Source organism: Allorhodopirellula heiligendammensis (genome assembly GCF_007860105.1).
In the GTDB taxonomy this organism is placed as follows: Bacteria; Planctomycetota; Planctomycetia; order Pirellulales; family Pirellulaceae; genus Rhodopirellula; species Rhodopirellula heiligendammensis.
On record NZ_SJPU01000002.1, the window covers coordinates 2,546,685 to 2,559,838 of the forward strand.

Sequence of the window (13,154 nt, forward strand, 5' to 3'; positions counted from 1 at the left end):
GGGACAAAATTCTGGATGGGACAATGGGTCCCAACCTACGGTTACAACCAATATCAACAAGAGAAACACCGATGAAGATACTGCTTGCCGTCGATGGATCGGCCCACTCACTCGCTGCGTGTCGGTACTTGGCGACTTTTCCATTGCCTGCGTCGACCGAGGTGGAAATCTTGACGGTGGTCAATCCACCCGACGTGGTGCTCACCGGGCAAACGGAGCTTTGGTATCCACAGTTCATCGAGCACCAAGAGGAGATTTCACGGCAAGCAATCGAGTCGGCACGCGCTGCGATTAGCAAACTCGATGCGATGGTCACCTCCCACCAGATGACGGGACACATCGGCCACTGCATCGTCGAGCGAGCCAAGGAGCAGCAGGTCAATCTCGTTGTCGTTGCTGCCAAAGGACACTCCGCATTCGAACGAGTCTTGCTCGGCAGCGTCAGTGACTACGTCGCCACACATGCCACCTGCAGCGTGCTAGTGGTCCGTGTTCCAACGACCTCCGATGGCCAACCCGCGCAGGACGTCGCCGCTGGAAACATCGGCAAAGCAATCATCGCGGTGGACGAACGAGAGGTATCGAATAAGCTGCTGGATCGCATTTGCCAGTTCGCGTGGACCGCTGATCATCATCTCACTGCAGTCACGGCATCGGTCAAGCTGGAAGTATTCCGAGAGGATATTCTCGCGACGACCATGGAAGAGGCTGCCCGGCGACGCACCATAGCGCGTCGTTGTGCCGACGCCGCCGCTGCACGATTTTCGGAGTGTGGTGCGAACGCAGAAGGGCACAGCATCGAGGTCGAACACGTGGGGAAAGGGCTCGTTGAGTATGCTGCCCGAAGCCACAGCGACCTCATCGTTGTCGGCGACACCGGACGAGGGGCCATCTCGCGGATCTTCCTCGGGAGCACCTCTCGCTACGTCCTCCATCACGTCCACTGCAGCGTACTGATCGCTCGCTAAGACGCGCCGAAAGTGCACGACTGCGCCATCTTTAACGCTTAGTACAATTCCGTGGATTATCCAGGGGCCTGCCAGCCCCATGGCAATCTATTCGGATTACGCCGGTTCGTCACTGGCTCGCAGGCGTGCGATGCCATCTTTGGCTGAACTGCCATGAATGTTATGCCGATTCTACGCATAGCTCCGCTTGAAACGTCAGGCTGATGCAAGCTGGGCGCGAGCGCTCCTGGAAAGGTCAGGTCTAGGCTGGCGGAAATGGAAAACGAACAATCATGCAATCGCTCAATCGACAAGGATGCATCGCAGCGATCGTGATGTTCGTGACATCAGTGACCTGTTTGTCCGGCTGCCGGTTCTACAACGGCTTCTTAAAACCGGTGGGTCCCGACTATTGCCCGCCCGCGACGCCGATCGCTGCGCAATGGATTGACCAGACCAACCCAGCTGTCATCAGTGATTCGCAAGGAGTCGACGACGACGCTTGGTGGCACGTCTTCAACGACCAGATGCTGGCACAGCTGGTCGACAGCGCTCGGCAGCAAAACCTGACACTGCGGATCGCATACAACCGAGTGGTGCAAGCTCGATATCAACGGCAAATTGCTGCGAGTAGGCTCTTCCCACAACACCAGCAGATCCGCGGTGACTACAGCCGTGACCAGATCAGCACGACGACGATACCACAGAGTCTCGATCCGCCTGGATTTCTACCGCGGTCATTTGACAGTTGGTCCACCGGATTCGATGCCTCTTGGGAAATCGATGTATGGGGCAAGTACCGTCGAAATCTACAGGCAGCCGACGCTGAATTGGCGGCATCGGGCGACGACTACCACGACGTGTTGGTGACTCTGATCGCTGAGACAGCTGCGACCTACATCGAGATTCGAACGCTGCAGGAGCGGTTGGCTTTAACAGCAGCCAACGTCGAAACCCAGCAAAAATCACTCGATCTAGCCCGCCGTCGGCTTGAGGGTGGAGTTGCCACCGGGTTAGATGTTGATCAAGCCCAGGCTAACTTGTCCGCAACCCAAGCATCTGTCTACAGTTTGAGAACTCAACTGCGTCAAGCAGTGATTTCGCTTTGCATTCTGCAGGGCATCCCGCCAACCGATTTGTTGCCCGAGTTAGGCAGCGCTCCGATCCCCATGGCCCCCCGTGAAGTCGCCGTCGGAATCCCAGCCGAACTGCTTCGCCGCCGCCCTGATGTGCGGGCTGCGGAACGGCAAGCCGCTGCCGAAAGCGCCAGAATTGGCATCGCTGCGGCAGAGATGTTTCCCAGCTTTGCCATTTCCGGATCGATCGGTGTGGCTTCCGAAGAACTCGTCGACCTGTTTGGTGCCTCCAGCGTAACCGGTGGTGTGGGACCTGGATTCCAATGGAACGTGTTGAACTACGGACGGCTTCTTGCCCGAGTCGATGGCCAAACCGCCAGATTCCGAGAGGCGGTATTGAATTATCAGGAAACGGCGCTGCAGGCCAACGCTGACGTTGAAAATTCGCTAGTGGCGTTCCTGAATTCACAGCAACAGGAAGTGCAGTTACACGACGCCGTAGAGGCGACTCGGCAAGCGGTGACCACCGCTAACCAAGAGTACCAGGGAGGCACGGCAGACTTCAATCGTGTGTTCGTGATGGAACGTCTGCTTGTCGCTCAGGAGAACCAATTGGCGGAGGTACGCGGTGACGTCGCAACCAACCTAGTGTCTGTCTACAAGGCAATCGGGGGCGGCTGGCAGGTTGACTGGCGAAACTACCTTCCCATGATCGAGATCGATAATTTCCCCGTCGAGATGATCGAAGAGCCCGTCTTCATTGAGTCCCTTCCGCTAACGCAATTGACAGGACGGTCTCCACCCCCGCCTGTTGAACGCCATGACCGTTAGAATGGCAATGGATACAACCAGTTCCCCCAACTGTAAGCCCGAATTTCGATCTTGCGAAACGGCTTGAGCGATGTGTTGTTGCCTGTATAGATCGCCACAGCCCCTTGCCCCCCAGCACTTAGGCGGTCAATTTTGTCTGCGTCCATGCGAATTTGGACCGCAAACTTTCCTTTGGGTATCGGTTGAGCTCCGAATTCTGGCAAGTTTGCTGACGGTGTCATCTGACCTTGACCCGTCGCCCACCAGATCGCTTCTACTTTTCCATTGAAGATATATCCTGGGAAAAAGTCCAGGGCGACTTCGACGTCTTGGCCGGGCTTAACGTACTTCAAGTGTTCCTGCCAGAAGGGAGCCAACACATACGGATCTTCGTCGCAGATGAAGCTGGCGATCGCCCCCATGCGGAGCGCGCCCACTACAAGTCCAGGCCGCGCCTGGAGGTTAATCACGAATCCATCTTCGGGGGCGTAGATCGTGGTTTGTTCCAAGTAGTATTCCGCCTGCTGCAACTTGGCCTGGATCTCAGCGACTTGCGTATTCACACCGTCGATATCGGATTCGTACGCGAGACGTGCCTTCTTGACGTTCGCGCGGCTTTCGGCAATCGAAGCTTGTGCACTGGCAAGATTGGTTTGCCATTGCTGGAGAGATTCCACTCTCGCCGCACCCGTCTTCGTCAAGCCTTCAAATCGAGCTACCTGCTCGGTGGCAAACGCTTCCTGGCTTTTCGATATCTCAAGATCCGCCTCGGCAGCTTCAATGTCGACTTGCAGAACCTTTACGTTTTGCTCCGCCGCCGCAAGCGACGCTTTGAGTTCGTTGACCTGATAGGTGTATAGCCGATCGTCGAACCGAAACAGCGGATCCCCCTTCTTGACGGGCACGTTGGGTTTCACCAACACCTCTGTTAGCAGTGTTGGTTCAGGCAGTCGGGGTACTAACTGAATCGTTCGCCGAATAATGGTCGCATCGATCGAGTAGGGCTGATTGAATCGCAATAAGATGAAGAAAAAAAGCGCGACGTGGCCGCCGATGAACACCGTGCACACACCCCACGCGGGCGTGAATTTACGAACCTTGAATTTAAAGAAAAACAGCCAACAGAAGATGGCGTAGACGAACGCCATGGCGAGTGCAACAACCATAACCTAGATTACTCCTGTGACTTTCGGTCTTGTTCGGTGTCACTGGATTCTGATCCATCAGCGATAGACCTCGGTTCGGATTCGTGCTCAGGCTTCGATGAGGGATCAACGACAGTAGCGACAGCTGTCTGTCCCTCGACTGCCGCCTCCTCCTTCGGGAACCTGCGTATGTCAACGACCTCCGTTGGCTTGAACGCCCACAGAAAGGCCTGGATCCAAGACACGCCACCGAGAAACCCCAACCATCCCATCACATAGATCGCATCGGCGTCTGGGTGATTTCGCTTTCGAGCGATCCTTCCGGGCAACCCAAGAATCAGACACATCACCGTCAAAACGCCAGCCACAATAGTCAGTATCGCCGCGAAGGTGAGATAGTCGTAGAATCCGATCGGCGGCATGGCTTCGTTGCTCCGCGAGTTCCTGTTGGGCAGCGCGATGGCGCTACCGGATACCGACCGACTTTACTTGGGGCGTTGCCGAAATCTATTTGCTGCTTGGTGAAATGGTGAAACAACGCAGCACCTCAGGCCTGACAATCGATACGATCCGCATCGACCGTCATCGCCGGGCCCCTCACGAAACGTCGTGGCCTCCAACCGGCGCAACTAGCGGCGTGTTGTCTGATCCGTGTGGGCGAATTTCACGGCCCCTCAACTCTACTTAGGATGCCGGTCGAACCGCGTCCGCATTTTCTCCACATCAGCCAGCGCGCGCGCCGCGATGCCCACGATGAGCCCGATGAAAACCATGCCGATAACACCAATCAGCACTGCGACCAAGCGTCCCAGAGGGGTATGTGGGACGATCTCGCCATAGCCAATCGTCAGCCCCGTAATGCAGGCGAAATAAATAGCGAGGTCAAGATCGAGATCTTCAGTGAACGAGAAGATGACACCCCCACCGAAGACTAGACAGATCAGGCAAAACAGCACCTCGCGAACCAGCATCGTGTAGTGAACAAAACGTCTGACAAAAATGCGAAATACTTTTACTCGTCGAAACATACGGCGACTTTAGCACGGGCCAATGATCTGAAAAACGATCTGAAAAACGCGAGATGGCTTCGACGCATGACTCGTCGATGACACACAAATTGTAATAGCTAGTAAACAGAATGTCGGCGGTTTGCGTGTCAATGCACGATGGTGCGGCATTGCTCCCTGCCTGTGATTGAAATGATACTGATTCTCGTGGCAGCATGGCCACCGATCGGTATCCCGTGGTGACGCAAGAAAATCAAAATGCGCCCAAATCGCCGTTGCAAACCAGTACAATGGTTCCCACCCTTCCCCCTGCGGCATGTCCTTCATGGATTGAACCTCGATCACGTCGCTTCACCTGATACTCTTTCCCCAACGAACTCAATGGCTCGTTTCTGCTTCATCGGTTTTCTGCTGCTTTGTTGGATCGCTACGACCGGGAGACTGTTCTCAGATCCGCCGCGTCGCCAAATCGTTTCGAGCGACAACAGAGAATTGATTCAAAAAATTCACGATTTCATTCGTGAAACGACTGGTGACGTGAACGAGGTTCCGATGACGAATTATCGCGAGACGATACCGGCGACGGGCGCCGCCTTTGACATGGTCGCGATCCCGGCTGGCCGATTCACGTTCGGAGCCGACGATACCGACGCGGATGCCGAGGATTCTGAAAAACCGGCGGTCGAGGTCAACATTTCACCGTTTTGGATGGGCCGCTGCGAAGTCACCTGGGACGAATATGAACCGTTCATGATCACTCAAGTTGATCGAAAGAAGCACGGCGGCCGTATCGACTTCGATGCCAACGTGCATGCGGTCGTCGATGGCATTAGCCAACCGACGCCCCCGTATACAGAAATGAGTTTTGGGATGGGCCAGTCGGGTTTTCCCGCAATCAGCATGACGCATCACGCCGCCAATAAGTACTGTCAGTGGCTGTCTGCTCAAACAGGCCACTTCTATCGCTTGCCGACCGAGGCAGAATGGGAATATGCATGCCGCGCTGGCACAAACACGCCCTACTCATTCGGCGACGACGCGTTGGAAGACTATGCATGGTACTACGACAACAGCAACGACAAATATCAAAAGGTCGGTACGCGTAAACCAAACCCATGGGGTCTGCATGATATGCACGGGAATGTCGCTGAATGGGTTGCCGATGCCTTCCAGCCCAACCATCGAGGCACCGCGACGGGCGCGCAGGATCCGTTGATCCTCCCTCAAACGCTGTATCCGCGTTGCGTGCGGGGCGGCAGCTGGGACGATGATCCGGAAAATCTACGAAGCACCGCCCGCCGCGGAAGTGATTCCAGTTGGAAGGATCAAGATCCTCAACTGCCTCGCAGCATGTGGTATCACACCGACGCCCAGTGGTTGGGCTTTCGGGTTGTTCGCCCCCTGGACGTACCGGACGCGGATACAATGGACGCATTCTGGAATTCGGCGACCGGGTTTAGCGATTAGATCCCGATGAGAAGATTTTGACTTCCGTTTTAGTTTTGTTTATTTCGATCCAATCAGGGAATAGTTCATGACCAATCCATTGCCCCGCAGACAGTTCGTAAAGACCGCCGCAACCACCGCGATGGCCGGATCGCTGCTCCAGTTGACGGGCCACTCGATGGTTCACGGTGAAGCACCCGGTGACAACGAAATCCGACTCGCTTTGGTCGGTTGCGGCGGGCGGGGAACCGGCGCGGCGAACGACGCGTTGCATGTCGACAATGCGAAGACGAAGTTGGTCGCGATGGCCGATGTTTCCGCTCCCCGCTTGCAGTCGAGCATCGATGCATTGTCGAATGAGTTTACCGACCAACCGGAAAAGGTGGACGTTCCCGAAGATCATCGATTCGTGGGTTTTGATGGCTACAAGAGCGCAATGGACGTGCTGCGTCCCGGTGATATCGTGATTTTAACAACCCCGCTGGCGTTCCGGGCGCCGCACTTCGAGTACGCGATCCAACGCGGCTTGCACGTGTTCATGGAGAAACCGCTCACCGCCGACGGACCGACGTCGATAAAGATGAGCGAACTTGCCCAGCAAGCCGATGCAAAGAACCTGAAGTGCGGGGTGGGTTTGATGGTCCGTCATTGCCGCGCCCGCCAAGAATTGCACAAACGGATTCAAGATGGCGAGATCGGCGATATTCTCACGATGCGAGCCTATCGGATGCACGGGCCCGTCGCGTCTGCGCACTCAACGGCAAAGCCTGAAGGCATGTCCGAAGTGCTATGGCAAATCGAACGATTCCACAGTTTCCTGTGGGCCAGCGGCGGATTGTTCAGCGACTTCTATATCCACCAAATCGATGAGACTTCATGGATGAAGAATGCTTGGCCGGTCAAGGCACAGGCGATCGGCGGCCGGCACTATCGAGGCGACTACATTGACCAAAACTTTGATCATTACAGCGTCGAGTATACCTACGCTGACGGAGCCAAACTGTTCTTCGGTGGACGCACCATCATCGGTTGCAAGAACGATATGTCCAGTCACGCCCATGGGACGAAAGGCTCCGCGATCATCAGCAAGTCCGGGCACACCCCTGGCAACGTAGCGATTTTCGATGACCAATTGTTCAAGCGCCGGACTGAACGCTGGAAATTCGGGCAACCCGAGCCGAACCCCTACCGCATGGAGTGGGTCGATTTGGTGGACGCAATCATCAATGACTGTCCCTACAACGAGGTCCACCGTGGCGTCGAAGCGAGCTTGGTGACCAACATGGGTCGGATGGCGGCGCACACCGGACAAGAAATTACAATCGAACAGATGCGAAACTGCTCGCACGAGTTTGCCCCCAATGTCGCCTCCTTAACGGCCGATGGGCCCGCCCCCGTCATGCCCGGTGAAGACGGGAAATACCCAGTCCCTGAGCCGGGAATCTTACGCGATGTGGAATATGCCACCTCGTGAATTCTGGAGCAGTCGTTTCACGAATCTCAATCAGCCAACTCGTTACCGTCTACAGATGCCGCTGGGGCAGGAGCGAGTGTGGGGACGCGCTCGGAGGCATTCAAATACGCAAGAAGATGGTTCATCTCTTCCGGCGGGATCGCTTTCTCCAAGCCTTCGGGCATCAGTGACACGCCTGTGGTGCGAATCCACTCGATGTCATCTCGTAGAATGCTGTGACGTTTTCCCTCCTGCATTTGAAGTTCAATCGCGGTGCTCGACTCATTGCTGATGACTCCGGTCATCAGCTGACCATCGAGTGTCAGGACATGATACCCTTGATACTTATCTTCGACGGCCAAGTTGGGATCCAAGATCGCTGTCAACAGGGTTTTCGGGGTGCGGTCTTTCAGGCTGGCGATATCGGGGCCGATGGCGTGCCCCATCTCCTTGACGCGGTGACAAGCAGCGCACTGTTTCTGGAAAACGCTCGCTCCTCGCTGCGGATCACCATCTTCAAGCACCTTTGCGAGGTAGCGCTGCAGCAGTGACCGCTTTTCCGTTGCCGAACTCAGTTCGCCGAACACCTCGATTGCGGCCGCTTTGACTTCGTCGCTGGCGTGTGAGTGCAGTCGTCGTCGACTCTCGTCGCTGATCGCGTAGAGCGGCACTTCCTCCGCTTCAAGTGCCGCAATCAATTGCAGTGCTGCAGATTCACGTGCGAGGATCGCATTCAATGCAGCTTGCCGGACGACGGGGCTCAACGATGCCAGACGACCGAGTATGGCCTGAGGATCGATGTTCACGACTCCATCTGCCGCAGCGATCTGCACATCGACTGGTTGCGAAGCGGTGAGCAGGTTCAGCGGAACGCTGCTGTCACGCCCCAGCAAAGCATACATCCGAAGCGCCGCGATTCGCAGAGGACTACTGGCCCGAGGATCCGCTGCCCACTGGGCTGCCTGTGGTTGCAAATCATCAATGAGCGACGCGGCATTCGGCGCGAGCTCCACAGTACGATGACGCAACGTCTTCAACGTCTTGGTTAATGCGTCGATCCGCGTGGGGTCAGGAGCGTCACCTCGGAGCGAGAGAACAAGGGATTCCACCAGACTCGATAGTAACTGGCCTTCGCCGCTGCGGGCTGCCATCTCAAGAATCACCTCTTGATAAGCTGCTACAGCGCGAGGGTTCTCTTGGATCGCCGCCTGAAACGCGGCTAGCGTTGCGGGTCGGAGGGAACTGATAACAGCCTCCCGAATCACCGGCAGTCCAAAAGAGTTCCCGGCGATTTGCCCAAGTTTCGCGACCGCCTGCGGCGCATCGCTGTATCCAAGCGAATACGCCATCTGCTGTCGAACATGGAGATCGGCGGCATCGCAGTGCAGCACCGCCGATAGCAACGAGGCAGGCGTAGAGTCCGGGATTGGATTTGCTGGGGGCGTTGGGTGTGTATCACCGCGCAGCCACCGCTCGGACAACCGCAGAGCATGCCGCCGAACCGTCGGGTCGGGATCTCGCAAGGCGATTTCAAGTGATCCGACGACTAACGCGTCGAGTCCATCGAGCGTGCAGAGCGCGTGCAAGCGTGCCAAGGGGTTTGGTGACGTTGCGACGGTCTGTTGCAGCGGTTCAATCGCGTCTGGGTCCTGTTTGCCGATCAACATTGCTTGCGCTAAATCGCGATTTCGACCACTGGGCGAGTCAAGTTGCTCGACGAGCTGCTGCGTGCTCATGCTGCTTAACTTTAGAATCGGCCGGGGAGGCTGGTCCGTCGGGAAGACACGGTAGATCCGGCCCCGATCGTGACCGGCGCGAAGCTCGAGTGTTTGCTCTCGCTCATCGTCAATCCACTCAGGGTGTTCCATCACCAACCGATACATGTCTGCGATCCAGATCGCGCCATCGGGACCAGTCGTAACGCTGGCGGGGCGAAACCAACTATCCTCCGACGCCAGAAACTCAAAATTTGCCTCGTCCTCTGGACGCTGACTCTCGAAGGAAGCTCCGGCGGGCACGAGTTGACGTCGTTGCACCAAATTGTGAACCGGTTCGCAGGTAAACGTGCTCTGCATGAACTCCGGCCCCAACAGGTTATCCCGGTAGACAATGGTGCTGCACGCGGATGTGAACGCATGCTTTTCTCCTGGTGTCGGAGGCACGTAGCCGGACCAGTGACTGAGCACACGCGAGCGAGGAAATACCTGCGTATTGTCGAGCCGAGCAATGTCTCGACTCGGTATCGCTGGTGGCACCAACGAGTTTCGTCGCAGGTACTGGGCCGGGTGTGCGTAGTGCCGAACAGGAACTGAGTTATTCGATCCGAACCAATTGCCGTAGTCGTCCCGATGGCGACCAAACTGGGTTTGCCCCGCCTGGAGATCGAATTCCCCGGTAGTCGGTCGGATGCGCAGGTCTTGCCCACGTATATCGACGACCTGGCCGGTCTGAATCGACTTGATCGTCCCGCCGCTGTCGCCATTGGCTAGATAGATCCAATTGTCCAACCCGCGTTCAAAACCATTGACCCGATGCTGCTGATTACCTTCTCCAAACCCGGTGTAGAGTACTGTCTTCACATCAGCGACTCCATCGCCATCAGTGTCCTCGGCATAGAAGATCTTGGGAGCGGCACTCACAATGACGCCATCACCAACGGCAAGCACACCAGTAGGGAAAGCGATGTTATCGAGAAACAGAGTCGACTTGTCATAAGTGCCATCCCCGTCGAGATCCTCCAGATAACGCACCCGGCCGCCCGGTTTTCCGTGATCGTCCAGTCCGAGCGGATAATCGGCCATTTCCACCACCCACAATTTTCCATCCGGCCCAAAATCAATCGCGACAGGATCCATCGTCAACGGTTCAGCAGCGACCAACTCGATCGTAAAGTCAGGCCGCACCCGCATCGATTTCAACGATTGCTCGGCACTGCGTGGACCGGGTTCCGCGTTGCCGGTTAACTGCGAAAACGTGCGACGATCCACCCCATCGGGTAACCTGTTGGTATCCTCGTTCTGCACCCACATGTGGTCATCAGCAAACCACGCCCCGTTGTCGGTGTGGCCGCGAGCGATCCGTGGAATTTCGCTATCGGGCTCAACCGAGCGAGTAAAGTTGTGGGTCTCATCGTCGTACAAATAGACGGCGGACTCCGATGAGTTTGAAACAATGAAGTCATCGTAACCATCTTTGTCCAGATCCACGAATCTCGCCCCGTTATCGCCCCCTTGAGCGTCCACTACAGGAGCTGGGAGCGGAAGGGACAGGGATTGCCACGTGCCATTGTCGATGAAGTCAAGGAGTAGCTGGACCTTCGGATTAGCAACCAATATTTCAGAGGTCCCATCGAGATCGAGGTCACGCAGTCGAACGCCTTGATCGACGCCAGCTTGGCTGGTGTGGAATCCAACCAATTCGTGAGGCAGCAGTGACCGTACAAACTCGTCGTCTGCGAACTGATAGATCGATTGATCCTGCTCGTGATTGACCAACACAGAGACTCCCTCACCGGCGACAAATCGTCCGAACTGCACACCCTGAGTAATAGCGTCGGAACCAGATTCGTTCGAGATGAACTTCACAGGGTTGGAAATGTCCTGCCACTGCTGTCCAGCCGGATCCCACACTCTCGCGACTTGGCATTGATCGTTTCCGATCATCACGTCCAAGTACCCGTCAAGATTCAAGTCAAGGATGCGAACACCGTTGTCGCCACCATCGGCAGTCCGCCTGAGCGGTTGATTGAGCAGCAGGTTGCTATTAATACGCTCGATGCACTCCTGGAAGGTCAGAAACGTCACCCGCCTGCCGTACTTCGCATGAACTCGATCAACGACTTCGGCGATCTGCTCGCTCCGAATCCATTCGTATGGATGGAAAACGATGTTGGCAATGCCCTTCTTCACGACGGTCGCATCGATCGCTGCCAACATATCGTTGACGGTTCGCGGATTGTTAGGCTGTTGAATGTTCTGTCCCTGCCAATCATCTGGAATCATGCAGGGAAACTCCCAGCATTTTCTTCCGATGACGAAGGGGTACGGGTAGTTCTCAATTTTATTGACGAAGGAGGGAAACGGGATGTAGCGTTCGAATCGCTCCTCACCTTCGGAATTCAGCGTGATCGAACGAGGTATTTCTGGGTCGCGTGATGTAAAAACGCTGACCACCGATGTGCTTGCTTGAAGGAAATTCCCCGCCGGCGTGGTCTGGTTGATAATCTCAGCGTACGCTCGCGGACTGGGTGTGTTTTGAGAATCCATGCAAGGGAACCGGAACGCGACCGGCTTGTTATTGGGAATCGCTGAGACCAAGTCGACACAGCGATCATAAGTCGACTTAGCTTGATCCAACTGCCCGCTCTGCAGGCAGGGGCAGGGATGATCGACCGTGTGCGTCTCAAAGGACAATCCTTCGGCGAGCCAAGACTGCAACTGGGGATCGCCGGGATCGACTTGGCACGTCATGATGCTGACGGGTGCTCGCCCGTCAATCTGCTTCAGGCGATCTAGAATCGGCCGCAGGTACATCTCATACTTCGCCGTCTCTCGCATGTCGTCGATCCCCAACACGATGACCGCCTCGACGTCTGGCTCCCCCACCCATTGGGGTGTTGTCAGTTTCGGAAAATGCGTATGGGGATAGTAGGGACTTGAGTACTCATCGAGATACGCATATGGATTATCGCCGTCGGCGGCGGGTAGTCGCGAGTTGACAACACCGCTCAACAACGTAGCGAGGACTACCGAAATCAAGACCCGAGCGATCTGGATCCGGCGAGTTTCTTGGCGAATTCCCGTGATCCGCCGCTCTTGACCGGGAGGTTTGTGAAAGCCTGCAAACTCAATCCCCAACGTTGGAGTGATGTCCAAAACCGCTTGGCCTATCGAGAGTGGCACGGACAGGCTCTGATCCGCCGACAGAGGATTGGCAATGGCGGTAGCGGCGAACGTCTCCCCAATGCTTGACAGCATCCCGCGACGACTCAGCGGTAACTCGCGAGGCGCGCATGCTTGAGAAATCATATTCATCCGATCGGTTGATGCGGCGGGCACCATCGTGAATACCGATGGTGGGCAGGTGTGCTGGATTCAGAGACGTTTCAAGTTTGTATTCTCCTGCAGGCATTTTAGCAGGTCCCTCTCCGCTCGATTTGATGGGAGAGTAAAGATGACTCATCCACCGGCGTGAAACTCGAACCGTCTACGAACGCTCTGGACGCGTGTTCCTCGGAATTGCTACGCTCGAACTTGAGGGGAAATTTTCAG

The 13,154-nt window shown here is 56.1% G+C and carries 8 protein-coding genes; 4 read left to right on the plus strand and 4 right to left on the minus strand.

Annotation, left to right across the window (positions count from 1 at the left end; all coding sequences use genetic code 11):
* Window positions 1-71 precede the first annotated feature (71 nt).
* Window positions 72-968, plus strand: coding sequence for a universal stress protein (locus tag Poly21_RS19710; protein ID WP_302119678.1), 897 nt, complete (start codon window positions 72-74; stop codon window positions 966-968).
* A 272-nt stretch (window positions 969-1,240) separates the two neighbouring features.
* The gene (locus Poly21_RS19715; RefSeq protein ID WP_146408538.1) at window positions 1,241-2,854 is read left to right on the plus strand and encodes an efflux transporter outer membrane subunit; all 1,614 of its coding nucleotides are present in this window, start codon (window positions 1,241-1,243) and stop codon (window positions 2,852-2,854) included.
* On the opposite strand, the gene Poly21_RS19720 is transcribed toward Poly21_RS19715, so the two are convergent.
* The 3 genes from Poly21_RS19720 to Poly21_RS19730 all read right to left on the minus strand — a co-directional run bounded on the left by Poly21_RS19720 (window position 2,851) and on the right by Poly21_RS19730 (window position 4,949).
* Window positions 2,851-3,999: an HlyD family secretion protein gene (locus Poly21_RS19720; protein WP_146408539.1), complete on the minus strand. Its 1,149-nt coding sequence runs from the start codon at window positions 3,997-3,999 to the stop codon at window positions 2,851-2,853. The two genes, Poly21_RS19715 and Poly21_RS19720, sit on opposite strands and share 4 nt — an antisense overlap.
* A gap of 8 nt (window positions 4,000-4,007) precedes the next feature.
* A complete protein-coding gene (locus tag Poly21_RS19725; RefSeq protein ID WP_146408540.1) occupies window positions 4,008-4,400 on the minus strand; it encodes a DUF3302 domain-containing protein in 393 nt (130 codons plus the stop codon).
* Window positions 4,401-4,658: 258 nt separating this feature from the next.
* Entirely contained in the window at window positions 4,659-4,949 is a 291-nt protein-coding gene (locus Poly21_RS19730; protein ID WP_302119682.1) for a potassium channel family protein, read from the minus strand.
* A 417-nt stretch (window positions 4,950-5,366) separates the two neighbouring features.
* Here Poly21_RS19730 and Poly21_RS19735 point away from each other — a divergent pair, with 417 nt between their 5' ends.
* Window positions 5,367-6,452 (plus strand): formylglycine-generating enzyme family protein, encoded by a 1,086-nt coding sequence (locus Poly21_RS19735; RefSeq protein ID WP_146408542.1) that lies wholly within the window; start codon window positions 5,367-5,369, stop codon window positions 6,450-6,452.
* Window positions 6,453-6,519: 67 nt separating this feature from the next.
* Complete coding sequence (locus tag Poly21_RS19740; RefSeq protein ID WP_146408543.1) at window positions 6,520-7,905, plus strand: Gfo/Idh/MocA family protein; 1,386 nt, start codon at window positions 6,520-6,522, stop codon at window positions 7,903-7,905.
* A gap of 26 nt (window positions 7,906-7,931) precedes the next feature.
* Here Poly21_RS19740 and Poly21_RS19745 read toward each other — a convergent pair whose 3' ends face one another.
* Window positions 7,932-12,917: a PVC-type heme-binding CxxCH protein gene (locus tag Poly21_RS19745; protein ID WP_302119684.1), complete on the minus strand. Its 4,986-nt coding sequence runs from the start codon at window positions 12,915-12,917 to the stop codon at window positions 7,932-7,934.
* Between the last annotated feature and the right edge of the window lie 237 nt (window positions 12,918-13,154).

What these genes read in the sequence shown, in the direction of transcription:
- Poly21_RS19710 (WP_302119678.1), top strand. Translation starts at nt 72, where the DNA reads ATGAAGATACTGCTTGCCGTCGATGGATCGGCCCACTCACTCGCTGCG.
- Poly21_RS19715 (WP_146408538.1), top strand. Translation starts at nt 1,241, where the DNA reads ATGCAATCGCTCAATCGACAAGGATGCATCGCAGCGATCGTGATGTTC.
- Poly21_RS19720 (WP_146408539.1), bottom strand. Translation starts at nt 3,999, where the DNA reads ATGGTTGTTGCACTCGCCATGGCGTTCGTCTACGCCATCTTCTGTTGG.
- Poly21_RS19725 (WP_146408540.1), bottom strand. Translation starts at nt 4,400, where the DNA reads ATGCCGCCGATCGGATTCTACGACTATCTCACCTTCGCGGCGATACTG.
- Poly21_RS19730 (WP_302119682.1), bottom strand. Translation starts at nt 4,949, where the DNA reads ATGCTGGTTCGCGAGGTGCTGTTTTGCCTGATCTGTCTAGTCTTCGGT.
- Poly21_RS19735 (WP_146408542.1), top strand. Translation starts at nt 5,367, where the DNA reads ATGGCTCGTTTCTGCTTCATCGGTTTTCTGCTGCTTTGTTGGATCGCT.
- Poly21_RS19740 (WP_146408543.1), top strand. Translation starts at nt 6,520, where the DNA reads ATGACCAATCCATTGCCCCGCAGACAGTTCGTAAAGACCGCCGCAACC.
- Poly21_RS19745 (WP_302119684.1), bottom strand. Translation starts at nt 12,917, where the DNA reads ATGAATATGATTTCTCAAGCATGCGCGCCTCGCGAGTTACCGCTGAGT.